Source organism: Thermomonas hydrothermalis (assembly GCF_900129205.1).
GTDB classification, from domain to species: Bacteria; Pseudomonadota; Gammaproteobacteria; order Xanthomonadales; family Xanthomonadaceae; genus Thermomonas; species Thermomonas hydrothermalis.
Genome location: NZ_FQUK01000014.1, coordinates 1 through 25,705 on the forward strand (window position 1 = coordinate 1; position 25,705 = coordinate 25,705).

The 25,705-nt window shown below is 67.1% G+C and carries 24 protein-coding genes; 16 read left to right on the top strand and 8 right to left on the bottom strand.

Features of this window, described 5'->3' with window-relative positions; translation table 11 throughout:
- Positions 1-277: transposase (locus tag BUA29_RS05375; RefSeq protein ID WP_143148818.1), on the top strand; the 277-nt coding region annotated here is incomplete at its 5' end.
- A 113-nt stretch (positions 278-390) separates the two neighbouring features.
- On the opposite strand, the gene BUA29_RS05380 is transcribed toward BUA29_RS05375, so the two are convergent.
- The 3 genes from BUA29_RS05380 to groES all read right to left on the bottom strand — a co-directional run bounded on the left by BUA29_RS05380 (position 391) and on the right by groES (position 4,147).
- Positions 391-2,007 carry a phytoene desaturase family protein gene (locus tag BUA29_RS05380; protein WP_072755593.1) on the bottom strand — a complete coding sequence of 539 codons (1,617 nt, stop codon included), beginning with the start codon at positions 2,005-2,007 and terminating at the stop codon, positions 391-393.
- Between the two features lie 164 nt (positions 2,008-2,171).
- Complete coding sequence (groL, locus tag BUA29_RS05385) at positions 2,172-3,800, bottom strand: chaperonin GroEL (RefSeq protein ID WP_072755594.1); 1,629 nt, start codon at positions 3,798-3,800, stop codon at positions 2,172-2,174.
- 56 nt (positions 3,801-3,856) lie between these two features.
- Entirely contained in the window at positions 3,857-4,147 is a 291-nt protein-coding gene (gene groES / locus BUA29_RS05390) for a co-chaperone GroES (RefSeq protein ID WP_072755595.1), read from the bottom strand.
- 188 nt (positions 4,148-4,335) lie between these two features.
- Here groES and cutA point away from each other — a divergent pair, with 188 nt between their 5' ends.
- The 14 genes from cutA (at position 4,336) to purD (ending at position 18,008) form a co-directional block, all read left to right on the top strand.
- Entirely contained in the window at positions 4,336-4,659 is a 324-nt protein-coding gene (gene cutA / locus BUA29_RS05395) for a divalent-cation tolerance protein CutA (RefSeq protein WP_425443768.1), read from the top strand.
- A gap of 4 nt (positions 4,660-4,663) precedes the next feature.
- Positions 4,664-6,922 (top strand): protein-disulfide reductase DsbD family protein, encoded by a 2,259-nt coding sequence (locus tag BUA29_RS05400; RefSeq protein ID WP_072755597.1) that lies wholly within the window; start codon positions 4,664-4,666, stop codon positions 6,920-6,922.
- Positions 6,922-7,551, top strand: coding sequence for a TlpA family protein disulfide reductase (locus BUA29_RS05405; protein WP_084602361.1), 630 nt, complete (start codon positions 6,922-6,924; stop codon positions 7,549-7,551). Before BUA29_RS05400 ends, BUA29_RS05405 begins: the two co-directional genes overlap by 1 nt.
- A 141-nt stretch (positions 7,552-7,692) precedes the next feature.
- On the top strand, positions 7,693-8,133 hold the full coding sequence (gene aroQ / locus BUA29_RS05410; protein ID WP_072755598.1) for a type II 3-dehydroquinate dehydratase: 441 nt from the start codon (positions 7,693-7,695) through the stop codon (positions 8,131-8,133).
- Positions 8,134-8,156: 23 nt separating this feature from the next.
- On the top strand, positions 8,157-8,642 hold the full coding sequence (gene accB / locus BUA29_RS05415) for an acetyl-CoA carboxylase biotin carboxyl carrier protein (RefSeq protein ID WP_072755599.1): 486 nt from the start codon (positions 8,157-8,159) through the stop codon (positions 8,640-8,642).
- A 15-nt stretch (positions 8,643-8,657) separates the two neighbouring features.
- A complete protein-coding gene (gene accC, locus BUA29_RS05420; protein WP_072755600.1) occupies positions 8,658-10,025 on the top strand; it encodes an acetyl-CoA carboxylase biotin carboxylase subunit in 1,368 nt (455 codons plus the stop codon).
- A 184-nt stretch (positions 10,026-10,209) separates the two neighbouring features.
- Positions 10,210-11,880 (top strand): GGDEF domain-containing protein, encoded by a 1,671-nt coding sequence (locus BUA29_RS05425; RefSeq protein WP_072755601.1) that lies wholly within the window; start codon positions 10,210-10,212, stop codon positions 11,878-11,880.
- Between the two features lie 18 nt (positions 11,881-11,898).
- Positions 11,899-12,732 carry a C40 family peptidase gene (locus tag BUA29_RS05430; protein ID WP_072755602.1) on the top strand — a complete coding sequence of 278 codons (834 nt, stop codon included), beginning with the start codon at positions 11,899-11,901 and terminating at the stop codon, positions 12,730-12,732.
- Between the two features lie 77 nt (positions 12,733-12,809).
- Positions 12,810-13,739, top strand: coding sequence for a 50S ribosomal protein L11 methyltransferase (gene prmA, locus BUA29_RS05435; protein WP_072755603.1), 930 nt, complete (start codon positions 12,810-12,812; stop codon positions 13,737-13,739).
- Positions 13,736-14,245, top strand: a complete 510-nt coding sequence (locus tag BUA29_RS05440) for a DUF3426 domain-containing protein (RefSeq protein ID WP_084602362.1) — start codon at positions 13,736-13,738, stop codon at positions 14,243-14,245. The genes prmA and BUA29_RS05440 overlap by 4 nt, the downstream gene beginning before the upstream one ends.
- Before the next feature lie 69 nt (positions 14,246-14,314).
- Positions 14,315-14,575, top strand: a complete 261-nt coding sequence (gene fis, locus BUA29_RS05445; protein WP_072755604.1) for a DNA-binding transcriptional regulator Fis — start codon at positions 14,315-14,317, stop codon at positions 14,573-14,575.
- An 81-nt stretch (positions 14,576-14,656) separates the two neighbouring features.
- Positions 14,657-16,255 carry a bifunctional phosphoribosylaminoimidazolecarboxamide formyltransferase/IMP cyclohydrolase gene (gene purH, locus BUA29_RS05450; RefSeq protein WP_072755605.1) on the top strand — a complete coding sequence of 533 codons (1,599 nt, stop codon included), beginning with the start codon at positions 14,657-14,659 and terminating at the stop codon, positions 16,253-16,255.
- An 8-nt stretch (positions 16,256-16,263) separates the two neighbouring features.
- Positions 16,264-16,689: a hypothetical protein gene (locus tag BUA29_RS05455; RefSeq protein ID WP_072755606.1), complete on the top strand. Its 426-nt coding sequence runs from the start codon at positions 16,264-16,266 to the stop codon at positions 16,687-16,689.
- A gap of 32 nt (positions 16,690-16,721) precedes the next feature.
- Positions 16,722-18,008 (top strand): phosphoribosylamine--glycine ligase, encoded by a 1,287-nt coding sequence (gene purD / locus BUA29_RS05460; protein WP_072755607.1) that lies wholly within the window; start codon positions 16,722-16,724, stop codon positions 18,006-18,008.
- Positions 18,009-18,083: 75 nt separating this feature from the next.
- On the opposite strand, the gene BUA29_RS05465 is transcribed toward purD, so the two are convergent.
- The 4 genes from BUA29_RS05465 to BUA29_RS05480 all read right to left on the bottom strand — a co-directional run bounded on the left by BUA29_RS05465 (position 18,084) and on the right by BUA29_RS05480 (position 21,806).
- Positions 18,084-18,890 (bottom strand): DODA-type extradiol aromatic ring-opening family dioxygenase, encoded by an 807-nt coding sequence (locus BUA29_RS05465; protein WP_072755608.1) that lies wholly within the window; start codon positions 18,888-18,890, stop codon positions 18,084-18,086.
- On the bottom strand, positions 18,890-19,954 hold the full coding sequence (locus BUA29_RS05470) for an alkene reductase (RefSeq protein WP_072755609.1): 1,065 nt from the start codon (positions 19,952-19,954) through the stop codon (positions 18,890-18,892). Before BUA29_RS05470 ends, BUA29_RS05465 begins: the two co-directional genes overlap by 1 nt.
- Before the next feature lie 42 nt (positions 19,955-19,996).
- Positions 19,997-20,602, bottom strand: coding sequence for a glutathione transferase GstA (gstA, locus tag BUA29_RS05475; RefSeq protein ID WP_072755610.1), 606 nt, complete (start codon positions 20,600-20,602; stop codon positions 19,997-19,999).
- An 85-nt stretch (positions 20,603-20,687) separates the two neighbouring features.
- Positions 20,688-21,806 (bottom strand): NADH:flavin oxidoreductase/NADH oxidase, encoded by a 1,119-nt coding sequence (locus BUA29_RS05480; RefSeq protein ID WP_072755611.1) that lies wholly within the window; start codon positions 21,804-21,806, stop codon positions 20,688-20,690.
- Positions 21,807-21,998: 192 nt separating this feature from the next.
- Between BUA29_RS05480 and BUA29_RS05485 the strand changes: the two genes are divergently transcribed.
- Positions 21,999-22,772 (top strand): hypothetical protein, encoded by a 774-nt coding sequence (locus tag BUA29_RS05485; RefSeq protein WP_072755612.1) that lies wholly within the window; start codon positions 21,999-22,001, stop codon positions 22,770-22,772.
- 148 nt (positions 22,773-22,920) lie between these two features.
- Here BUA29_RS05485 and BUA29_RS05490 read toward each other — a convergent pair whose 3' ends face one another.
- Positions 22,921-25,686, bottom strand: a complete 2,766-nt coding sequence (locus tag BUA29_RS05490) for a class I SAM-dependent DNA methyltransferase (RefSeq protein WP_072755613.1) — start codon at positions 25,684-25,686, stop codon at positions 22,921-22,923.
- Positions 25,687-25,705 lie beyond the last annotated feature (19 nt).

Genomic DNA, 25,705 nt, shown 5'->3' on the forward strand with positions numbered 1-25,705 from the left:
CCTCAGGGCCTGGCTGAGCTGGGCGCGGCGCTGTCGGCTCGAGCCGTTCAAGAAGCTGGCCGCCACGCTCAAGGAGCGGTTCGACGCGGTGGTGCGCGGCATGGTCGATCACCGCAGCAACGCCTTCGTCGAGGCGATGAACGGGCTGCTGCAGCAGGCCAAGCGCGCCGCGCGCGGCTTCAGGACGAGCCAGAACTTCATCGCCATCGCCTACCTGCGCATGTCCAAGCTCAAGCACCTGCCGGCCAGTCCGTTCGCGCCGGCGATGCCCCAGTGACAGTGTTGCTTTCCACACGAAACGACATGGAGCCACCCTGACCGGGAATGCACGCTGCACTGCAAAATAGGACTATCGGGTATAGCAATCGATCTGCGTTTTTGCTAACGCCCTCACGCCGGCCGCGGCCGGCGGCGCAGGTCGCGCAGGATCTCGCGCGCGGCATTGCGCCCCGGTAGACCGGTGACACCGCCGCCGGGATGGCTGCCAGAACCGCACAGGTACAGCCCCCGGAAGGCACCTCGATAATGCCCCTGGCCGAGCACGGGCCGGGCGCTGAACATCTGATCCAGCCCCAGCGCACCGTGGAAGATGTCGCCGCCGACCAGCCCAAACCGGCGCTCCAGGTCGAGCGGGCTCAAGGCCTCGTAGGCGATCACGCTGCGGGCAAAGTTGGGGGCATAGGCGTTGACCGTTTCGATCATCAGCCGGGCCACGGTGTCGCGATGGGCATCCCAGCCGCCATCCACGTCCGGATGCACGTGCTGGCAGAACAGGCTGGCCACATGCTGCCCAGGCGGAGCCAGGGTGTCGTCCAGCGTGGAGGAGATCACCAGCTCGACGATCGGCTGCCGGGCCCAGCCCGGGTTGTGGGCTTTGGATCTGGCATCGAAATAGGCCTGTTCGAAATACGCCAGCGATGGCCCGATCAGGATGCCGCTTTGGTGGTGCGGCTGTTGCTGCGTACCCGGCATCGCGGTGAAGTCGGGCAGCTCGGACAACGCCACGTTCATGCGGAAGGTGCCCGACCCGCAGCGATAGCGACGGATCCGCGCTGCGGTGTCCTCGTCCAGCTGGCCGGGTTCGACCAGCCGGGTATAGAGCAGCTTCGGATTGAGGTTGCTGGCGATGACGCGTGCGCGCAGCGTGCGGCCATCGGCCAGCACCACACCGCTGGCACGATCCCCCTCGACCAGCAGACGCACCACCTCGGCGCCGGTTTCGATGACCACCCCGCGCGCCTCGCATTCCTTGCGCATCGCCTGGGTGATCGCGCCCATGCCACCGATCGCATGGCCCCAGACACCGGTCTTGCCATTGACCTCGCCGAACACGTGGTGCAACAGCACATAGGCGCTGCCCGGCGTGTACGGACTGGCGAAATTGCCAACCACCGAATCCCAGCCCAACACCGCCTTCAGCGGCGCGCTCTCGAACCAATCGTCCAGCAGTTCGCCCGCCGACTTGGTGAACAGATCCAGCAGATCGCGCCGGCCGCGCATGTCCAGCTGCCGCAGCTGCCGCGCCACGGCGGCAGTGTTGAGCCAGTCGGCCAGGGCGAAACGATCGTTGCCGCTGGGTGGTGTGCGTTGCATCAGCACACGCAGAACCGCCACCACCCGGTCGAGCATGGCGTAGTAGGCGGGCAGCCGTTCGGCATCACGCCGCGACCAACGCGCCACTTCGGCGACCGTGTGCTCACCGCCCAACCGGAACGCACGTCCGTCCGGCAGCGGCAGAAAGTTGGCGAATGGTCGCTCGACCACGCGCAGGCCATGCTCGGCCAGGCGCAGATCGCGGATCACCTTCGGGTTCAGCAGGCTGACGGTGTAGCTGGCCACCGAGTTGCGAAAGCCAGGATGAAACTCCTCGGTCACTGCCGCGCCGCCAACCACGTGGCGACGCTCCAGCACCCGCACCCGCAGTCCAGCGCCGGCGAGATACGCCGCACACACCAGGCCGTTGTGGCCTGCCCCCAAGATGAGCACGTCGTCGTGTGTATGGGTCATGCCCGGTATTCCCCCGCATGTAAAGGTTTGAACCCGCCCATCCTAGCGTCGGCCAGGATGACCGACGACGAACGCAATCACATGATTTGTCTGATGCACGCCAAAAAGAAAGAAAGGCCCGCTCAACGCGGGCCTTTCTGTGTTGCGGTCGTGGTGCGACGGGATCAGAAGTCCATGTCACCCATGCCGGCACCCGGCGCAGCCTTCTCCTCCTTCTTCGGCAGATCGGCCACCATGGCTTCGGTGGTGATCATCAGGCCGGCGATGGAGGCGGCGTTCTGCAGGGCGGTGCGGGTCACCTTGGTCGGATCCAGGATGCCCATCTCCAGCATGTCACCGAACTGACCGGTTGCGGCGTTGTAGCCGAACGAACCGGTGCCTTCGGCGACGCGGTTCAGCACCACGCTGGGCTCCTCGCCGGCATTGGCGACGATCTCGCGCAGCGGAGCTTCCATGGCGCGCAGGGCGATCTGGATGCCGTGGTTCTGGTCTTCGTTGGCACCCTTGAGGTCCTTGATCGCGGCCTTGGCACGGATCAGGGCGACGCCACCACCCGGGACGATGCCCTCTTCCACCGCAGCGCGGGTGGCGTGCAGGGCGTCCTCGACGCGCGCCTTCTTTTCCTTCATCTCGACTTCGGTCGCAGCACCGACCTTGATGACGGCCACGCCACCGGCCAGCTTGGCCACGCGCTCCTGCAGCTTCTCGCGGTCGTAGTCGGAGGTGGTCTCCTCGATCTGCGCCTTGATCTGCTTGATGCGGGCCTCGATCGCCTTGCTGTCGCCAGCACCGTCGATGATGGTGGTGTTCTCCTTGGAGACCTGGACCTTCTTGGCGCGACCCAGATCCTTCAGAGTGGCCTTCTCCAGGGTCAGGCCGACTTCTTCGGAGATCACGGTGCCACCGGTCAGGATGGCCATGTCTTCCAGCATCGCCTTACGACGATCACCGAAGCCCGGCGCCTTCACGGCGCAGACCTTGACGATGCCGCGGATGGTGTTGACCACCAGCGTCGCCAGGGCTTCGCCTTCCACGTCCTCAGCCACGATCAGCAGCGGCTTGCCAGCCTTGGCCACGCCTTCCAGCACCGGCAGCAGGTCGCGGACGTTGGAGATCTTCTTGTCGTGCAGCAGGATGTAGGGGTCATCCAGTTCGCACTGCATCGACTGCTGGTTGTTGATGAAGTACGGCGACAGGTAGCCGCGGTCGAACTGCATACCCTCGACCACGTCCAGCTCGTTCTCCAGGCCCGAGCCCTCCTCGACGGTAATCACGCCCTCCTTGCCGACCTTGTCCATCGCCTGCGCGATCAGCTCGCCGATGTTGGCGTCGCTGTTGGCGGAGATGGTGCCGACCTGGGCGATCTCCTTGCTGGTGGACGAGGGCTTGCTGATCTTCTTCAGCTCGGCCACGGCCGCGGTCACGGCCTTGTCGATGCCGCGCTTGAGGTCCATCGGGTTCATGCCGGCGGCCACCGCCTTCATGCCCTCGCGGATCAGCGCCTGCGCCAGCACGGTGGCGGTGGTGGTGCCGTCACCGGCGTTGTCGGAGGTCTTGGAGGCAACCTCCTTGACCATCTGCGCACCCATGTTCTCGAACGGATCAGCCAGCTCGATCTCCTTGGCGACGGAGACGCCGTCCTTGGTGATGGTGGGGGCGCCGAAGCTCTTCTGCAGCACGACGTTACGGCCCTTCGGGCCGAGGGTGGCCTTGACGGCATTGGCGAGAATGTTCACGCCGCGCACCATGCGGATGCGGGCGTCTTCGCCGAAACGGATATCCTTGGCAGCCATTGCGATTTACCTCTGTGAATTCGTTGAGTTAGGGAGAGCGGGGAAGCGCCGCGCGATCAGCCGATGATCGCGAACAGGTCGTCTTCCTTGACCACCAGGTACTCGACACCGTCGAGCTTGACCTCGGTGCCGCTGTACTTGCCAAACAGCACCTTGTCGCCCACCTTGACCTGCGGCGCGCGCACCTGGCCGTTGTCCAGCACCTTGCCCGGCCCGACGGCGACGACTTCGCCACGGATCGGCTTCTCGGTAGCGCTGTCAGGGATGACGATCCCGCCTGCAGACACCTTCTCTTCTTCCATGCGCTTGATGACCACGCGGTCGTACAGCGGCTTGATGTTGGACATGTGCAACCTCTGCAAATGGTTGATTGTGTGGGAGAAACCCGGCCATTTTAGCAGTCGAGACAGGCGACTGCCAAAACATGGGCGTGTGTGCCCGCGTCCGGGACGGACCCGAAGATGGGGTGGGATTTCCCGCTTTCAAGGGGGGTGGGACGCAAAAAGTTCACCCTCAGTCGGCGTAGTCTATGGTCATGACCGCACTGCTCTGCCTGACCACCTGCCCCGACCCGGACAGCGCCGAACGCATCGCCGCCACCCTGGTGGAAGAACGCCTGGCCGCCTGCGTCAACCTCATCCCTGGCCTGCGCTCGGTGTACCGCTGGCAAGGCGCAATCCAGCGCGAGGCGGAAGTCCTGCTGCTGATCAAGACCCACCCCGACCGCTACCCGGCCCTGCAGACCCGGCTGACCGCGCTGCACCCGTATGAACTGCCGGAGCTGATCGCGGTCGAATCCGCCACCGGCCTGCCCGCGTACCTGCACTGGGTGGCCGACAACACCCGCCCCGTGGAATGACCTCATGCCTGCACTGATCGTGCGCCTGCGCGGCGCGCTCGCCGCTTTGCTGCTTGCCCTGTCCCTGCCCGCTGCGGCGGGCATCGTCGGTGAGCTGCCACCCGTGGATTCGGTCTTCGTGCTGTCCGCCCAGGCCACGGCGGCAAACCGGATCGAGGTGCGTTGGGCCATTGCCGACGGCTATTACCTGTACCGCCACCGCATCTCCGCCCAGGCCCGCGCCGGATTGACCGATGCCGTGTTCACCCTGCCGGAGGGCGAGCCGCACCATGACGAGTTTTTCGGCGACGTACAAACCTACCGCCGGCAGCTGGTCGGCGTGCTGACCGGCACCCCGGTGGCAGGCGCACAGGCGGTCGCGCTGACCGTCAAATACCAGGGCTGCGCCGATGCCGGCGTGTGCTACCCGCCGCAGACCCGCACCCTGACGGTCGCCCTGCCGACCGCCAGTACGGACGCTGCCCCATTGCTGGGGCGCGGCAGTGGCCGCACCCTGCTGCAACTGGCGGATTCCGGCGCCGCGGCCGCGCCTCTGCCGCCCGAGCAGGCATTCCAGGCCGAGGCGATTGCGCTCGACGGCAATACCCTGCTGCTACGGCTGACCCCGGCACCGGGCTATTACCTGTACCGCGACAAGCTCGCAGCCCGGCTCGAGGCCGGCCCGGGCCTGGCCGCCACCCTGCCGCCAGCCGATCGCCTGCCCAAGGCCACGCCATACAAGGACGCCCATTTCGGTGACGTTGCGGTGTATTTCGAGCAGGTCGAGTTCCCGCTGCCGGTGACCCGCACGCGCACCGACGCCGCCCGCGGCAGCCTGGTGGTGGACTTGCAGGGCTGCCAGACCGACGGCATCTGCTACCCGCCGATGACGCGCCGGCTGGCAGTTTCCCTGCCGGCCGGCCGCCTGTCTGCCCAGGCGGCACCCGCCGCCGCGCTGGACGCCAACGCAGATGCAAATTCGGCCCCACGGGTCACCCCCAGCACCACCCCCGTCATCGCCGCCGCCCCGCCATCCCGGCCTGCCTCAGTCGATGATGCCGCACCACCCCCCACCCCCAGCCTGTGGCTCGCCCTGCTGCTGGCGCTCATAGGCGGGCTGAGCCTCAATCTGATGCCCTGCGTATTGCCGGTGCTGTCCCTGAAGGCACTCTCGCTGGTATCTGGCGGCGCAAGCCGGCAGCGGGCGCGGCAGCAGGCGCTGGCCTATACCGCCGGCGTGCTGCTGTCGATGCTGACGCTGGGCGCGCTGGTGCTGGCACTGCGCCACGCCGGGCTGGCGCTGGGCTGGGGCTTCCAGTTGCAGCAGCCGCTGGTGCTGGCGGTGCTGGCGCTGGTGATGTTCGTGCTGGGCCTGTCGCTGTCGGGAGTCTGGCAGGCACAGTTGGCGCTGGGCGCCGGGGCCAGCCGCCTGCTGCAGGGCGACACCCTGCGCGCCGACCTGCTCACCGGCGTGCTGGCGGTGGTGCTGGCCACGCCCTGTACCGCGCCATTCATGGGCGCGGCGCTGGCCTATGCCTTCACCGGCCCGCTCACCGGTGCGCTGCTGGTGTTTTTGATGCTGGGGCTGGGGCTGGCGCTGCCGTTCCTGCTGATCGGCTTCATCCCGGCACTGGCCCGACGGCTGCCCCGGCCGGGGGCCTGGATGGAGACGTTCAAGCAGCTGCTGGCGTTCCCGCTGTATGCCACCGCCGCCTGGCTGGTGTGGGTGCTGGCGCGGCTGCGCGGCGCCGACGCCGTCGGCCTGTGGCTGGCCGCGGCGATCCTGCTGGCACTGGCGGCGTGGACCTGGACGCGCGGCACCCTGCACCGGCGCTGGCGCTGGCTGACGCTTGCCGCCCTGCTGGCCGCGCTCTGGCCGCTGGCCCAGATCGGCCAACTGACGCGCCCGCAGATGGCGACCACGCCCGCCGTCGATTCGCCCCAGGTGGCCTGGTCGGAGCAGGCACTGGCCGACCTGCGTGCGCAGGGCCGAGTGGTGTTCGTGGACATCACCGCCGACTGGTGCGTGAGCTGCAAGGCCAACGAAAAAACCGTGCTGTCCACCCGCCGCTTCCTCGCTGCCCTGCAACAGGCCAATGCCGTGTACATGGTGGGGGACTACACCGACGTGGACCCGGCCCTGACTGCCTACCTGCAACGGTATCGTGCGGTCGGCGTGCCGCTGTATGTGGTCTATCCGCGCAATGGCGGCCCAGGCCGCGTTCTGCCCACCCTGCTCACCCCGGGCCTGGTCGAGGCCGCCCTGCGCGAGGCAGCACGCTGATGGCAGGCTATGGTCGGGTACTGCTGGTGGCGACCCTGGCCGCACTGGCCGGCGCCGTCACCAGCCTGTGGCTGGAACCGCGCGGCCTGTACCGGTTGGCAGGCAGCGCCGCCGGCCAGCAGTTGCTGCAGGCGGCCACGCAGGCCCGCGCCCCGACGCCCCCGCCCGGCGTGCGTCCGGCACGTCTCGGCGAGCCGATGCCGGCCATGACCCTCTCCGACCTGGACGGACGCCCCGTGCAGATCCCGCAGGCGTGGCGTGGCCGCCCCACCCTGGTCAACTTGTGGGCGAGCTGGTGCGCGCCCTGCCTGAAGGAAATGCCCGATCTGCAGGCATTTGCCACCCATCAGGGCCAAACTGGCGTGCAGGTGGTCGGCATCGCCCTGGATGACACAGAAGCCGTGCGCGCCTTTCTGGCGGCCCACGCCATCACCTACCTGGTGCTGCTGGACACCCCTGGCCCAGCGGATGCCGGCGTGCGCCTGGGCAATACAGCCGGGGTGCTGCCGTATTCGGTGCTGATCGCCGCCGATGGGCGGCTGCTGAAGACCCGGATCGGGCCGTTTGCCGACCTGGCCGAGATCCGCGCCTGGGCTGCGCCGGCCAGCTCACACCCGCAGGATCGCTGAAGCAGGCCCGCACGGGCCTAGAGTCAATACTCAAACATCCGTTTAAAACCGTCACTTTTCGGGAAAGTTCGCCGAACTGGACAGCAACACCCAAAACGGGAGACACTGCGCGCCCGTTCCGATCCGTCTGCCCGCCGCCCGATGGCCCGCCTTCTGCTGCTGCATGGCCCCAACCTCAACCTGCTCGGGGTGCGCGAGCCGGAGATCTATGGCGCGCTCACCCTGGAGGCGTTGAATGCCGATCTGCGTGCACGCGCGCAGGCCGCCGGCCATACGCTCGACATCCTGCAGTCCAACGCCGAGCACGTGCTGGTGGAACGGGTTCAGGCTGCCCGCAGTGACGGCACCGCCTTCATCCTGATCAACCCGGCCGCCTTCACCCACACCTCGGTCGCCCTGCGCGACGCGCTGGCCGCGGTGGCCCTGCCTTTCATCGAAATCCACCTGTCCAACCCGCATGCCCGCGAGCCCTTCCGCCAGCACAGCTATTTCAGTGACAAAGCGGTGGGGGTGATCTGCGGCTTCGGTGCGGATTCCTACCGCTATGCGCTGGACGCCGCGCTCAAGCGGCTTCCCGCCTGATATCTGCCCAAAGGAGCATCCCGATGGACCTGCGCAAGATCAAAAAACTGATCGACCTGCTGGAAGAGTCGAACCTGGCCGAAATCGAAATCCGCGAGGGCGAGGAATCCGTCCGGCTGGCGCGGGTGCCCAAGGGCGGGCTCCCTGCGACCGCTGTGGCCGCCGCGCCCATGCCGGCCGCCCCGGCTGCCCATGCCGCGCCAATGCCGATGCAATCCCCCACCGAATCCGCCACCGGCGGCACCCCGCGTGCGCCCGCGCACGATCTTCCGGAGGGCCATGTGGTGCGCTCGCCGATGGTCGGCACCTTCTACGCCAGCCCGGCACCGGACAAGCCGCCCTTCGTCACCCTGGGGCAGCAGGTCAAGGCCGGCGACACCTTGGGCATCATCGAAGCGATGAAGATGTTCAACCCGATCGAAGCCGAGGTGTCCGGCACCATCGTGGCCATCAAGTGTGAGAGCGGCCAGCCGGTGGAGTTCGACCAGCCGCTGTTCGTGATCGCCTAACGCCGGAGCGACCCGATGCTGGAGAAAGTCGTCATCGCCAACCGCGGCGAAATCGCCCTGCGCATCCTGCGCGCCTGCCATGCCATGGGCATCCGCACCGTCGCCGTGCATTCGACCGTGGACCGCAATCTCAAGCACGTGGCCATGGCGGATGAATCGGTCTGCATCGGCCCGGCACCCTCGGCGGAGAGTTACCTCAATATGCCGGCGATCATCGCCGCTGCCGAGGTCACCGATGCCCAGGCCATCCATCCCGGTTACGGCTTCCTCTCGGAAAACGCGGATTTCGCCGAACGGGTGGAGCAAAGCGGTTTCATCTTCATCGGCCCACGGCCTGACACCATCCGCCTGATGGGCGACAAGGTGGAGGCGATCCGCGCGATGAAAGCGGCTGGCGTGCCCTGCGTGCCCGGCAGCGGCGGCCCGCTTGGCAATGATGCCGCCACCAACATCAAGATCGCCCGCGAAATCGGCTATCCGGTGATCATCAAGGCCGCGGGTGGCGGCGGCGGTCGCGGCATGCGCGTGGTGCACTCGGAAGCCGCGCTGATCAATGCCATCAACACCACCCGCCAGGAAGCCAAAGCCGCCTTCGGCAACGACATGGTGTACATGGAGAAGTTCCTGGAGAACCCGCGCCATGTCGAAATCCAGGTGCTCGCCGACGGTCAAGGCAACGCCATCCACTTGGGCGAACGCGACTGCTCCATGCAGCGCCGTCACCAGAAAGTGGTGGAAGAGGCCCCGGCGCCAGGGATCACCCCGGAGCTGCGCGACCAGATCGGCCGGGTCTGCGTGGAAGCCTGCCTGCGCATCGGCTACCGCGGCGCGGGCACCTTCGAGTTCCTCTACCAGGACGGCCGCTTCTACTTCATCGAAATGAACACCCGCATCCAGGTGGAGCATCCGGTCACCGAAATGGTCACTGGCATCGACCTGGTGCGCGAGCAGCTGCTGATCGCCGCCGGCCATAAGCTCTCGATCCGGCAGGAAGACGTGGTTCTGCGCGGCCACGCCATCGAATGCCGGATCAACGCCGAGGACCCCGACACGTTCTTCCCCAGCCCCGGCCTGATCCAGCATTTCCACGCCCCGGGCGGCCCGGGCGTGCGGGTGGACAGCCATATCTACGAGGGCTACCGGGTTCCGCCCAACTACGACTCGATGATCGGCAAGCTGATCGTGCACGGCGCCGACCGCGCCCAGGCGATCGCCCGCATGCGGGTGGCGCTCTCCGAAATGGTGGTGGACGGCATCAAGACCAACATCCCGCTGCAACAGCGGATCATGGCCGACGGCGGCTTCTGCCAGGGCGGGCAGAACATCCACTATCTGGAAAAGAAACTGGCCGAACGCCGGGAAAAGGCGCTGTCGCTGCTGTGACCGCCAGCCCGGCGGCCACAACCAGGCATGATCACAGGTGGCCTGTCATGGCGACCGCCCGGCCTCCTTGGAACACCGTAAGCCGCCCGCCAGAGGGCGGCGGTCGCTGCACCACGCTGCTACCATTTCGCCGCGATTGGCCGTTTCCGGCCCGGTGAGGGGAGCACCGGTGACATCGACACACATGCCCGTCCTCTGGCGTTGCCTGATCCTGGCCTGGTTGCTGGTGGCCACAGGCTGCGCACGTGCGCCGGCATCACCATCGCCGCTCACCGTCCAGGCTCTGGATGCCGCCTGGAACACTGCCGACCGCGCCCAACTTCCCACCGATGGCCCGGCCTGGCAGCCGCAGCCAACACCGCAACTGCGCTGGCAGACCGGCAGTCGCTGGTGGCGGGTGCGGCTGGATGACCCGCACGCCCGCCGCGACCCCGGCCCGTGGGTGCTCAGCCTGCGTGAAACCTATGACAGCCCGGTGCAGGTGTACCTGCCGGATGGCTCACCCCCGCGCACGCTGTGGCTGCCGGATCGGCACCTCGATCAGCCCGGCTCACGCCTGCGTCTGGCACTACCGCTGACTCCGGCCCAACGCGACGGCTGGATCTACTTGCGTCTGGACTGGGTCCGACATCAGCCGGTGTCACTGGCGGCCATGCCACAGGCGCGCTACCTGGCCACCGACCTGGATCGAATCCGGTTTTTCTACGCGGTGCTGGCCGCCATGCTCGCGCTGGCGCTGATGGCGGCGATCTTTGCGATGTCGATGCAGCGCAAGGCGCTCGTCCTGCTCAGCCTGTGGATCGCTTGTATAGCGCTGTACCACCTGGGCATGAGCGGGGAACTGGCCAGCCTGCTGCCTGATCTGGCGCAACGGCTGTCACCGGTCTCGTTCGCCTCACTGGCACTCCATCTCGGGCTGCCGTTGTTCTACCTGTTCGTGTATCGCTTCCTGGCCATCAACCGCCACTTTCCGCGGATCGCCCGTTACTACCGCGGGCTGCTTTGGGTCGTCGTCCTGCTGTTGCTCCCTGAGTTGATCGGCGGCTTCACTCCACTGATGGCGCTGGTCATGAACGGCCTGATTTTGCTGCTGAGCGGCCTGATCCTGGTCTTAAGCGCGCAGCTGGCACGCCGGGGTAACCGCCAGGGTGGGTTTTTCCTGGTTGGCTGGGGGGCATCGACACTGGTGGCCACCCTGCGCGCCGGCTATTTCCAGGCCCATGAAGGCACCCCACCCTGGCTGGAGCTGCTGCACCCGACGTTCGACCTGATCGCCGCGATGATCCTGCTGGTTGCCGTGGCCCGAGCCGCCCGTTATGCCGAACGGGAAATGCATCTGGCCCGCCGCGTGGCCCGCACCGACCCGTTGACCGGTGCCGCCAACCGCGCTGAACTCGATAGCACCCTGCCGGCCTTGCTCGACCATGCCCAGCGCAGCCGGCAGCCACTATGCGTGCTGTTTCTCGACCTCGATCATTTCAAGTCCATCAACGACCGCTACGGCCACGACATGGGTGACTGCTGTCTGGTCGAGACCGCACACTGGCTGAGCCGGCATCTGCGCCGACACGATCTACTGGCGCGCTTCGGTGGTGAGGAATTCGTGGCGGTGCTGGAGGGCACCGATGCCGGGCAGGCGCAGACCATTGCCGATACCCTGCGCACCGCCATCAAACGCCATTGCCAGACGGTCAACGGCCAACCGGTCGGGCTGACCCTCTCCATCGGCATCGCCCAATACCTGCCCGGCGAGACGCCCCAGGAACTGCTCCGCCGGGCCGACGAGGCGCTGTATCGCGCCAAGGCGGAAGGCCGCGACCGCTGCATGCTGGCACCCACTCCCCTTGCCTCTTGACCCTTGCAGGCATTCTCCATGTCCGAATCACCACAGGACTCCTTTGCGCCCTCCCAGCTCCGCCCAGGCGATGTCCTGCTGATGCGCGGCCATGGGCCAGTCTCCGACCTGATCGCCTGGTTCGGGGATTCGATCTACAGCCACGCCGCCCTGATGGTCGATACCGACCATCTGGTGGAAGCCGCGCTGCCCACATCGCGCCTCGTTCCATTGCAGACCCGGCTGACCCAAGGCAAGGACTACGCCTTCATCGACGTCTTTCGTCCGACCCGCCCCGACGGCACCCCCCTCAGCGATGCCGAGCGCCAGGCCATCGCCGCAGCCGGACGGGGCCTGATCGGGGTCGCCTATCCGCTCGACGCCCTGTTGCAACTGGCCCTGGTCGCCACCCTGCGCAACCGCATTCCCGCCGATGCCCGGCTGCGTTGGTGGCTGCGCATGTTGATCGACGAGCTGCTGACGGATGACCCCCAACAGATGGTTTGCTCCGAGCTGGTCTATACCGCCCTGCGCACGGCCGGCCTGGCCCCGGCCCTGATCGTCAGCGCCCAGCTCGACTTGCCGTTGCCTGCGATCGATCTTGGCAGCTTGATCGAAGAATGGCGTGAGGCCCGAGGCCGTCGCCATCCAGCCACCCTGGCCGCCCCGTCTCCCACCGAGATGCTTGATGCCGACGGCCTCGCTGCGGCCTTCCAGACGCTCAAGCAGGCCCGCCACGGCACTCCCCCCGGCCTGCGGGCGCTGGGTATGCCGGGCCTGCCGACAGTCAATCCTGCCGATGTGTTGCCAGTGGATCTGGAGACCAGCCCGCAGCTACGCCGGGCGGGCCGCCTGCCACTGACATCTCCCTGACCGCCGCTCAAGAAAGTCCCTCGGCCGGTCACGCTGGAACCTGCCAGAATGTCGGCCGTTTCCATCGCGCCGCTGCCATGTCCTATCTGCAACTCTCGCTGCCCTGTACCGATGCCGAGGTCGCCCGCTACGAGCGCGCCCTGCTGGACGTAGGCGCACTGGCGGTCACCCTGCAGGATGCCCATCTGGACGCCCCCGACGAGCAGGCCATCTTCGAACCCGGCGTCGGCGAGCAGCCGCTGTGGGACGAGATGACGCTGACCGCGCTGTTCCCCGGCGACACCAACGCACTGGTGCTGCTGGCCGCGCTGGAGGCGTTCGATCCGGGGCTTACGTGGCACAAGGCTCGCTTCGAGAAGATCGAGGACCAGGTCTGGGAGCGCGCCTGGCTGGACAGTTACCGGCCCATGCGCTTTGGCGAACGGCTGTGGATCGTGCCCTGGGACCAGCCGCTGCCAGAGGCCGCCGAGGCTGCGGACGCCGCCGTGTTGCGGCTGGATCCGGGGCTGGCATTCGGCTCCGGTACCCATCCCACCACCGCCCTGTGCCTGCGCTGGCTGGATGCCCTGGCGGTGCGTGGCGAGCTGCAGGGCAAAACGGTGCTCGACGTCGGCTGCGGCAGCGGCATCCTCGCCCTGGCGGCGCTGAAACTAGGCGCCGCCGCTGCGGTGGGCATCGACAACGACCCGCAAGCCATCACCGCCAGTCTCGACAACGCCCAGCGCAACGGCCTGACCCTGACCGCCTGCCTGCCCGAGCAGGCACCCGTCTGCACGTTCCCGGTGGTGGTGGCCAATATCCTGGCCTCGACCCTGGATGCGCTGGCAGACACCCTGGCCGCACGCACCGCCCCCGGCGGCCGGATCGCCCTGTCCGGCATCCTGGCCGGGCAGGAAGCTGCCCTGCTGACCCGCTTCTCCCCCTGGTTCGACCAACTGCAGGTCAGCCGTGAGGAGGACTGGATGCGGATCGAGGGGGTGCGCAATACGGTCGAGGCCCGCGCATGAGCCAGGTGCCGCGCTTTCTGCACCTGCACCCGCAGACCCCGCGCCGGCGCGGTGAATGGCTGGCCCTCACCGTGCTGGCCGGGTTGCTGGCCCTCCAGCTCATCATCCAGCAATGGGCGACACTGGCAGCCAGCCCCCGCCTGCGCCCGCTGTTGCAGACGGCCTGTGCGGTGCTGCACTGCCCGCTGCCGGTCTGGCACGAACCGGCTGCGTTCACCCTGCTGGCCCGCGACGTGATCGCCCGCCCCGACCGCCCCGGCGTGCTGCGCGTCCAGGCCAGCCTGCGCAATGACGCCCGCTATCCGCAGCCATGGCCGGTGCTGGTGCTGACCCTGGCCGATGCCGACGGCCGCGTGCTTGGCAGCCGTCGCTTCCAGCCACGCGAATACCTGGCAGGCACCGATCCCGCCCCGGCGCTGCTACAACCCGGCCAGGCCGGGCAGATCGCCTTCGACATCCTCGAACCGGGCCCGACGGCGGTGGCGTTCGATTTCCGCTTCGAGTGACTCCGCCGTCCGCCGCTGCGCTATAGTGGCCGACCCGCAACCGTCCGACCGCCGGTCCGAGGATTCCGCGTGAACGCGTCCGAACAACGCCCCGTCGGCGGGCATGTCCCGCTGCGCGAACATGTGGCGCAGGCTGTGCGCCGCTTTTTGCGCGACCTGGACGGCCACGACGTGGACGATCTCTACAGCATCGCCCTGCGCGAGCTGGAAATCCCGCTGTTCATCGAGGTGATGAAGCACTGCGAGGGCAACCAGAGCCGCGCCGCCGCCCTGCTGGGCATCCATCGCGCCACCCTGCGCAAAAAACTGCGCGAATACGGGCTGGGTTGACGCCTCTGGTGGCCGGCTCCGTCAGGCCGCCCAGCGCCGGGCCGTATAATCCGCAGCTCGTTCCCAACGTCGCTGCCCTTCATGTCTGCTGCTCCCGCCGCCGCGCCGGTCGTGCTGCGCCGCGCCCTGCTCTCCGTTTCCGACAAGACCGGCCTGCTCGAGCTGGCCCGTGCGCTGGCCGCGCTCGGCGTGGAGCTGCTGTCTACCGGCGGCACCGCCAAAACGCTGCGCGAGGCGGGCCTGGCGGTGAAAGACGTGGCCGAGATCACCGGTTTCCCGGAGATGATGGATGGCCGGGTCAAGACCCTGCACCCGGTGGTGCACGGCGGCCTGCTGGGCCGCGCCGGCCTCGACGACGCGGTGATGGCCGAACACGGCATCCCTGCCATCGACCTGCTGGTGCTGAATCTCTACCCGTTCGAAACGGTCACGGCACGCGCCGACTGCACCCTAGCCGAGGCAGTGGAAAACATCGACATCGGCGGCCCGGCCATGCTGCGCAGCGCCGCCAAGAACTTCGCCCGGGTCACCGTGCTGACCGATCCGGCCCAGTACCCGCAACTCTTGGCCGAACTGCAGGCCAATGCCGGCGCGGTCAGCGCGCGCACCCGCTTCGATCTGGCCGTGGCGGCCTTCAACCGGGTTGCCCAGTACGACGCCGCGATCAGCAACTACCTCTCGGCCATCACCGATGCCTCCACCGATGTGCCGGTGCGGGCAACCTTCCCGGCACAGGCCAACGGCAACTTCGTGAAGGTCATGGACCTGCGCTACGGCGAGAACCCGCACCAGCAGGCCGCCTTCTACCGCGACCTCCACCCGGCGCCTGGCTCCCTGGCCACGCTGGAGCAGCTGCAAGGCAAGGAACTCAGCTACAACAACATCGCCGATAGCGATGCCGCCTGGGAATGCGTGCGCCAGTTCGACGCGCCGGCCTGCGTGATCGTCAAGCACGCCAATCCCTGCGGCGTGGCCGTGGGCACCGGCTGTCTTGACGCCTACGAAGCAGCCTACGCCACCGACCCCACCAGCGCGTTCGGCGGCATCCTGGCCTTCAACAGGCCGCTCGATGGCGCCACCTGCAAGACCATCCTCGACCGCCAGTTCGTCGAGGTGCTGATCGCGCCCGACTACGACGCCGACGCGCTGGCGTATGCGAAGAAAAAACCCAATGTGCGGCTGCTGCGTGTACCGCTGGCGCCACCCACGCCCGGTCTGATCGACTGCAAGCGGATCAACTCCGGACTGCTGATGCAGACCGCCGACGACCGTGTGGTCACCCGCGATGAATTGAAGGTGGTGACCAAGCGCGCACCGACCGAAGCGCAGTTCGCCGACCTGCTGTTCGCGTGGAAGGTCGCCAAGTTCGTGAAGTCCAACGCCATCGTCTATGCCAAGGACCAGCGCACCATTGGTGTTGGCGCCGGACAGATGAGCCGGGTGTATTCAGCACGCATCGCCGGTATCAAGGCACAGGATGCGGGGCTGGTGGTGCCGGGCTCGGTGATGGCCAGCGATGCCTTCTTCCCATTCCGCGACGGCATCGACGCCGCCGCTGAAGCCGGCATCCAGGCGGTGATCCAGCCGGGTGGCTCGCTGCGCGACGCCGAGGTGATCGCCGCGGCAGACGAGCACGGGATTGCGATGGTGTTCACCGGCGTGCGGCACTTCCGGCACTGACACCCACCATGGCCAGCCACTGCACCCCACCCCTCGCCCGCACCTGCGCACTGGCGCTGCTGCTCGCCGGGCTTGCCGCCTGCGGTGACGAGGCCACTCGTGCGGCGCTGACCCGGGCGCAGGCCACGCTGGCCTCCGGCCTGCCGGCGCCCTACGTGGAAGACCTGACCATCGAATCGGTGCGCGTGGAAGGCGATGCTCTGGTGCAAACCATCCGCAGCCCGCTGGGTGATGCCATCAAGACCCGTCGCAACCCACGTATCCACGAACTGGAACAGGCCGAACGCGAAGCGCTGCGCGACTGGTGCACAGACCCTGCGGTGCAGCCGCTGCGCACCACCCAGGCCCGCCTGGTTCGCCGCTTCATCGACCGCAAAGGCCGGCTGTTCTTCGAAGTGGCGATGCCCGCCGCCGCCTGCCCGCCACCGGCATGAGTTTTCCACCTCCATCGCATGAGGCCCCTGCCATGAAAGTCCTGGTCATCGGCTCCGGCGGCCGCGAGCACGCGCTGGCCTGGAAGCTGGCGCAATCGCCGCGGGTTGCTGAAGTCATCGTCGCCCCCGGCAATGCCGGCACCGCAAGCGAACCGAAGTGCCGCAATGCGGCCGTCAAGGCCACCGACATCGACGGTCTGCTGCAACTGGCGCAGGACGAAGGCGTGGCGCTGACCGTGGTCGGCCCCGAACAGCCGCTGGTGGCCGGCGTGGTGGATCGCTTCCGCGCCGCCGGCCTGCGCATCTTCGGGCCCAGCGCCGCCGCTGCGCAGCTGGAAGGCAGCAAGGCATTCGCCAAGGCCTTCCTGCACCGTCATCGCATCCCGACCGCACATTACGCCGTGCACACCGACGTGGACGCTGCGCTGGCCTATGTGCGCGCGCACGGCGCGCCGATCGTGATCAAAGCCGACGGCCTGGCCGCCGGCAAAGGCGTGATCGTGGCGACGACGCTGGCCGAGGCCGAAGCCGCAGTGCGCGACATGCTGTCTGGCAACGCCTTCGGTGATGCCGGCGCGCGGGTGGTGATCGAAGAGTTTCTCGAAGGCGAAGAGGCCAGCTTCATCTGCATGGTGGACGGCCAGCACGCACTGCCGATGGCCACCAGCCAAGACCACAAGCGGGTGGGCGATGGCGACACCGGCCCCAATACCGGCGGCATGGGTGCGTATTCGCCGGCGCCGGTGGTCACGCCCGAGGTGCATGCACGCATCCTGCGCGAGATCATCCAGCCCACCGTGGCCGGTATGGCCGCCGACGGCGTGCCGTTCACCGGCTTCCTGTATGCCGGGTTGATGATCGACGCCAGCGGCGCACCGAAAGTGATCGAGTTCAACGTGCGCTTCGGCGACCCGGAAACCCAACCGGTGATGCTGCGCCTGCGCTCGGATCTGGTTGATCTGATCGAGGCCGCCCTCGACGGGCAACTTGATCGTGTCGAAGCGCAATGGGACCCGCGCCCGGCGTTGGGCGTGGTCATGGCCAGCCGCGACTATCCGGGCACACCGATCACTGGCGAACGCATCACCGGGCTGGACGCCGTGCCGCCCGAGGTCAAGGTGTTCCATGCCGGCACCACCCTGGCCAGCGATGGCAGCGTGATCACGGCTGGCGGCCGCGTCCTGTGCGTGTGTGCGCTGGGCGAGAGCATCGCCGCAGCACAGCACGCGGCCTATGCGGGTGTGGCTGCGATCACTTGGCCGCACGCCTTCCACCGCCGCGACATCGGCTGGCGCGCCATCGCCCGGCCATCCGCGTAAGTGGATTACACACGCCCTTCATGCGTCGATTCGCACAGGGGCGATCAGGCACGCTTTGATCACGGCAGAAGTTTTTTAGCCAAACCGGAACGCGCTCTGCACTGCACCCAAGACGACATCGCGAAAGATACGGCGTGCCTTGTCTGCGCCGCCCGCACCGGCGGCCACGAACAGCGGTAACAGATGTTCCTCACGCGGCGCCGCGTCACGGGCACCGGGCGCCTGCGCCCAGGCCAGCAGCCGCTGATGACGCGCATCGGGATCGTCCAGTTCGATCGTCTCCGTCAACCAACGATCGAACGCCATGCCATGGACGGGGCCAGACGGGTCATGCGCCGCGCCCAGCATCACCGGAAGGTTGTGATAGGTGTTGCCGGAGCCCAGGATCAACACCCCTTCGTCACGCAACGGCGCCAGCGCCTGGCCAACCGCCAGATGCAGGGCTGGATCAAGCCCGGCGTGCAGCGACAGCTGCACGCACGGAATGTCCGCCTCGGGGAATGCCACTTTCAGCGGCACGAACACGCCATGGTCGAATCCACGTGCCTCGTCGAACCCGCAGGGCAGCCCAGCCGCATCCAGCAGTGCCGCCACTTTTTCGGCAAGCGCCGGCGCACCGGGCGCCGGCCAACTGAGCTGGTAGGTGTGCGGCGGGAAGCCGACGTAGTCAAACAGCAGCGACGGAGCTTGCTGACGCTGCACCGTCAGCCGGGCGCATTCCCAATGCGCGGAGATCACCAGCAGCGCCCGCGGTCGCTCCGGCAGCAGGGCCGGCAGCCCCGCCAGAAAATCCCGGTGCTTGACCCAGGTCTGCGGCGGCTGCCAGTCCATGAAGAAACAGGGGCCGCCGCCGTGTGGAATGAACAGCGTAGGCTGCCGCATCAGAACTCCGTGTAGCCTTTGGCGTCGGCGGTGTAGAACGTGGCGGGATCCGCCTCCGCCAAGGCCGCACCGCTGGCGAGTTTCTGCACCAGGTCGGGGTTGGCGATGAACGGGCGCCCGAACGCCACCAGATCGCCCTTGCCGGCGGCCAGATCGGCATTGGCACGGGCCGCATCGTAGCCACCGGAGAGGATGTAGCGGCCACGGAACGCCGACCGCAGCGCATCCTTGAGCGTCTGGCTGACCGGCGGGGCGCCCATCGAGCTGTGATCGACGATGTGCAGATACACCAGGCCAATGTCCGAAAGCGCCTCGGCCAGACGCTGGTAGAGCGCGTCCATGTCAGGGTCGGCCGCCGTGCCGTTGAACACGCCGTAGGGGGAAACCCGCATCCCCACACGCGCCCCGCCAATGGCAGCCACGGCCGCCTTGGCCACTTCCAGGGCAAAGCGGATGCGGTTGTCGATGCTGCCGCCCCAGCGGTCCTGCCGCTGATTGGTGGCGGTGTTAAGGAACTGGTCGATGAGGTAGCCGTTGGCACCGTGCAGCTCGACGCCGTCAAAGCCGGCCGCGATCGCGTTTTTGCACGCGGTGGCGTATTCCTCGATGGTGGCGGCGATGTCGTCTTCGGTCATTTCCGTGGGCACCGGATACGGCTGCATGCCCTGGGTGTCGGTCCAGATCTCGCCCGGCGCGGCCAGTGGCGAAGGCGCCAGCAACCGTGCCCCGGGCGGCAGATTGGCCGGATGGCCGACCCGTCCGGTGTGCATCAACTGCACGAAAATCCGGCCGCCCGCCGCGTGCACCGCGTCGGTGACCGTCTTCCAGCCCGCGATCTGCTCCGGCGAGAACACGCCGGGAATGCGCGCATAGCCCAGACCATTGGGCGAAGGCGATGTGCCCTCGGTGATGATCAAGCCGGCGTCCGCCCGCTGGCTGTAGTAACGGGCCATCAGCGGATTGGCCACATTGCCCAGCGCGCGGCAGCGGGTCATCGGCGCCATGACGATGCGGTTGGGCAACTGCAGCGTGCCCAGGGTGATCGGTGTAAACAGCGGTTCCATGGAATGTCCTGGTGATGAAGTGAATGTGTGTGGTGATGCTTTTCAGCGCAGGCCTTCGGCGGCCAGCGCCGCCTGCACCGCCGGCCGCGCCGCAACCCGGCCGCAATAGGCCGCAAGGCCCGGCCAGGCCGCCAGATCGACACCGACGTACTTGCCCCAGCCCAGCACGGTGAACAGGTAGGCATCGGCCACCGTGAAGGTGTCGCCCAGCACATAAGTCTGGTTGCCCAGACGGCGCTGCGCCTCGTCCAGCCGGGCCTGCAACAGGGTGCGGAAGATGGTCTTGGCCTGTTCCGGGAACGCCGGGTTGAACAGCCCGCCAAAGCCCTTATGAAGCTCGGTGGAGATGAAGTTGAGCCATTCCATCAGCCGGTAGCGCGCCAACGTGCCCGGCGCCGGTGCCAGCTGGGTGTCCGGCACGCGGTCGGCCAGATACTGGACGATGGCCGGGCCTTCGGTGAGCACCTGGCCGTCGTCAAGCTCCAGCGCCGGCACGCAGCCAAGCGGATGCACCGTGCGGTAATCGCGTCCGTGCTCGGTCTGTCGGGTTTTGAGATCGACCCGCTCCAGCTGGAAATCAAAGCCGCCCTCACGCAGCACGATATGCGGCGACAGCGAGCAGGCACCGGGGCTGTAGTAAAGCTTCATGGTCAGATCCTCCTTTGCGTGGGTGGAATGCAGGGCGTGACGGCCACGTGGCCTGTCCGCCCCGACAGCAAATCGCCTCTTGCGCTCATCCGGCAGTCCCCGTCACGGGCACCAGCAGCGGCGGCAGGCCGTGCGGCACCGCGCGCAAAAACCGCGGCGACGTGGTGACCGTCGCGCCCAGCGCGGCAGCGGCATGCCACGGCCAACGCGGGTCGTACAGCAGTGCGCGGGCCAGGGCGATGGCATCGGCCTGCCCCTGCGCCAGCGCGGCCTCGGCCTGTTCTGGCGTGGTGATCAGGCCGACGCCGATCACCGGCATCGCCACCTCGCGGCGAATCGCTTCGGCAAACGGCAACTGGTAGCCCGGTGCCAGCGGGATGCGCTGGGCCGGGTGCAGGCCACCACTGGAAACGTGCAGATAGTGGCAGCCACGGGCATCCAGCGCCCGCGCCAGGGCAATGCTCTGCGCCAGATCCCAGCCGCCGTCCACCCAGTCGGTGGCGGAGATGCGTACGCCCACCGTCATCGTGTCCGGCACTGCGGCACGCACGGCGTCGAACACCTCCAGCAACAGCCGCATGCGGTGCTCCAGCGGGCCGCCGTACGCATCGCTGCGGTGGTTGCTGAGCGGTGATAGAAACTGATGCAGCAGGTAGCCGTGCGCGGCGTGAAGTTCGATCGCCTCCAGCCCCAGCCGCGCCGCGCGCCGTGCCGCATCGGCAAACGCCTGCACCACCCGTGCGATGCCGGCTGTGTCCAGGGCCTGCGGCACCGGGCCGCCCTCGGCATAGGGCAGCGGCGATGGCGCCACCACCTGCCAGCCGTGCGGCGCGTCCGGCGCAATCGCCTGCCCGCCGTGCTCCCACGGGCGATGGGTGGACGCCTTGCGCCCGGCATGCGCCAGCTGCACGCCCACCGGCATCGGCGACCAGCGCCGCACGCTGGCCAGCGCCTGCGCGAACGCCGCTTCGCAGGCATCGTCATACAGGCCCAGATCGGCCCAGCTGATCCGCCCTTCCGGCACCACCGCGGTGGCCTCGGTCAACAGCAGGCCGGCGCCGGACTGCGCCAACACGCCCCAGTGCTGCACGTGCCAGTCGTTGGCCAGACCGTCGGTGCTGGCGTACTGGCACATCGGCGCCACCACGATGCGGTTGGCCAGGGTGAGCGGGCCCAGGGTGATGGGCGAGAACAGGCGGGACATCGCGGCCTCCTGAATGCGGGCCGCCCACTATCTGGGGCCAGCCTGCCCGCCATCAAGCACAGCAGCAGAACACTCCCTTGCATGCGCCGCTGATCGGAAACGCACCGCCGGGTGCATCCAGGGCGACGGGTTCGGCGTAACGCTTGCCACCAGCACCCCTGCTGGCTTTCAAACCCTACAGGAGTCCCCCGCATGAAACGCCTGTCCGTTGCCCTGTTTGCCGCCGTCCTCGGTCTGCCCGTCACCGCCATGGCCCAGAGCGGCCCGACGTTCTCGCTGATCGGCGGTACCGACACCAGTGTCAGCGGCGATGTCCACAAAGGTGCCATCGCCCCCATCGCCGATCTCGGCCCGCTGAACCCGGCGCTGGCCGGTGTGTCGGCCGAGCTGCGCATTGGCGCACGCTCGTACGACAAGATCTACGGCAAGGCGACCAACTTCGGCGTCGAGATGGGCTGGCCCATGGGCAACAACGATGAGGTCTTCGGCCAGCTGATGTACACCCGTTCCGGCGCCGGCAGCACCCAGGTGGGCGGGGCCTATGTTCCCTTGCTGACGACCACCCTGCCCGTCTACGGCCGCTTTGGCAGCTACAAAGCGTTGTCGCTGGAAGGCGGCTACCGCTACTACTTCAGCACCGGCAGCGTGCGCCCGTACGTGGCCGGCCGGCTGGGTGCCACCCATGTGAACAGCATCAAGGCCACCTTCACCATCCCCGACGCGAACATCGCGCTGAATGACGTGCCGTTCTTCGACGGCGGCTGGCAGCTCAGCGGCGGTGCCGATCTGGGCGTGCTGTGGTCGGTGTCCGAAAAGACCTCGCTGGGTCTTGAGGTGGGTGTGCGCTACCACGGCAACCTGTCCGACAACGACAGCGCCTTGGCTGGCCTTGGCCTTGCGTCCATCAACAATACCGGCAAGCGCACGTCCTATCCGGTGAATCTGCGTTTGCAGATGCGCTTCTAAGTCCTTTCGCGCACCGCCGCCGCTCCCCCACCTCCCCTGCCCCACGCGGCGGTGCGCGACTCTCTTTGCATGCCCACGGTGGCGTAGCGCCCGGATCACCGGGCACGACGCCGTCAATGGCACTGGGCCCGCGTCCGTATTCGCCCAATCAGCCGCGCTTGCGCGCTCCCTTTTTCGGCTTCTCCTCCGGCAGCAGGCTGGTCAGGGCCTGGTAGCGCTGGAACAGGAAGGCCACGCGCTCGGCGTCGGTGGTCAGCCGGGGCGGTTTGCGGCCGGCGGCTTTTTCGGCGGCGAGGTACGCGGCATCCACGGCCTTGTCCAGCGCGGCGTGGGCCTTGACCAGCGCGGGCGGCATGGTGAGCGGGTCGTAGAGGTCGGCCAGGGTGGCGTCGGGGAACTGGGCGCGGGCGTCGAGCACGCCCTGCGCTGCGGCTTCGATCGCGGCGCGGCGCTGGTCATCCACCAGCTCGGGCCAGGGGAAGTTGTTGTAGACGATGCCGGCAGAGTAACGATAGTCGCTTTTGAGACGACCACAGACGGTGCGCACCCAGGCCATGTGCATGGTGCTGGAGAGGATGCCGAAGTGGAACAAGTCACCTTCTGTGTACAGCGTGGAATTGGTGACGATGCTGTTTTCGACAAAGCCGATAGGGAAAAACTTTCGCCGTTCGGAGCTGGTTTTTGGAATGAGGATGAACTTGTTTGGAATAGACGTTTCTCGAAACAACCATGGCGTGACTGCAAACTTTTGGGACGATTTGCTATCTTCCCGAAAGCGGCGCACCTGAGCCAGTTTTGCCATCACATGAGGCATGGCCTTCAGTTCGGAAGGGCTGGCGTTCGACAACCACAGGCAGTAATTCACTTTCCCGTTGATGAAGTCATTTCCAGTCAGCCAAGGCCGAAACCACTTGCTCGCTGACGGCTCAAGTTGCAAGAACGCCTCTTTTTCTTTTGGCGTAAAAGCCAGCAACCCGTTATCCAACGGCGTGATGCCTTCAATCAATGGCGGGACGTTCGCAATCGGCTGGCTACGCCGGGGCAGGAGCACATCGGCATGGCTCACCAAATACGGATTGATGTTGTCCGCCAGCAGGCGATGCGGCTCTCCCTTGATGTCCTCGTAGTCGAACAACTGCTTGGGCGTTACATCGCCCAGCGCAAATCCGATGATCACGCAGTGCACCGCCGCCACGCCGCGCGCCTCGTTGTTCCAGCGGAAGGTTCGGTGCGCAAAAAAGATGCGCATGCCGCGTGCTAACAGTTCTCCCCACAGGACGCCGACCTGCTCGCCCTGGGTGATGGAGTTGGTCGAGACGAATGCCGCCCGAATCTTCGGGCTGGCCTGCATCATCGCCGCTGCCTTGAGATACCACGCGCAGACGAAATCCAGCACGCCAGCGCCCTTAACCCCCGCGAACACGGCCGCCATGTCGGCCTTCTGCTCCGCGCTCTGCTCCTTCTTTCCCACAAACGGCGGATTACCGAGGATGTAGCTCAACCGCTCCGCCGGCACCACGTCGTTCCAGTCGATCCGCAGCGCGTTGCCATGCACGATCGTGGCGGACTTCTTCAGCGGCAGGCGCACCACGTTTTCGCCGAACTGCTCGGACACCCGCAGGTTCATCTGGTGATCCATCAGCCACATCGCCACCTGCGCGATCTGAGCCGGAAATTCCTCGATCTCGATGCCGTAGAACTGATCCACGTCCACCAGCACATGGTCCTGCACATGGGCCAGCACCGACTGCTGGGTGGCAAACTGGCGCTTGAGGATGTCCAGCTCCAGCGCGCGCAGCTCGCGGTAGGCAATGACCAGAAAGTTGCCGCAGCCGCAGGCCGGGTCCAGGAAGGTCAGCGTGGCCAGTTTGCGGTGCAGCTGCGCCAGTTTCTTTTCGTCATTGCCGGCCTTGTCCAGCTCCGCTTTCAGCTCGTCCAGGAACAGCGGGCCGATCAGCTTGAGGATGTTCTTCTCGCTGGTGTAGTGCGCACCCAGGTTGCGGCGGGCCTTGGCGTCCATCACCGACTGGAACATGGCGCCGAAGATGGCCGGGCTGATGCGTCCCCAGTCCAGCGTGCTGGCGTCCAACAGCAGACCGCGCATCTGCGCGTTGAAGTCGGCCAGCGGCAGCCGCTCTTCGAACAACCGGCCATTGACGTAAGGCAGTTCCGCCAGCTGCTCGTCCAGCGTGGACTGGCGCTTTTCCGGCGGCGTGTTGAGCACCTGAAAGATGCGCTCCAACCACATGCCCAGATCGCTGCCGTCTTCGCGGGTGCGCTGAACGATGAGGTCGTGGAAGCTCTGGCGCGGGAAAATGCCAGTGTCATCGGCAAACAGGCAGAACAGCAGCCGCACCAGCAACACTTCCAGCGGGTGGCCGTCGTAGCCTGCTGCTTTCAGTGCATCGTGCAGCCGCCCCATGCGCTCGGCGGCCTGCAGGTTGACGGGATCTTCTTCCTTGTAGCTGCGGGTCTGGTAGCCGCTGATGAAGCCAAAGCGGCCGATCTGCTTGTGCAAGTCGGCCAGCGCGAAGTCAGTCCGTTCGCCGGTTTCCAGATCATGCAGGCGGAACCGCTGGAAGTCCGAGACCAGCACGTAGCGCGGCAGCTCGGCGTCCTTCAGCCCGGCGAAATAATCGGTGGCCTGCTCGAACGCGGCGTCCAGGTCGGCCCCTCGGCTCTTGTGCTCCGCCAGCATCACGCCGGGCCAGAACACATCGATGCGCCCGCAGCTGCTGCCGGTGAAGCGGGCGGCCTTCTGCTCGAACACCGCCACGCGCCGGCGGTTGACGCCGAACACGTTGAAAAAATCGTTCCAGAAACTTTGTGCCTCGGCACGCTCGCTGAACTCGCCAGCCCATTCCTTAGCAAACGCGCGGGCACGCTCACGGATCTCGTTGAGGCTCAGTGGCATCGGTTCCCTCCTGTGCCTT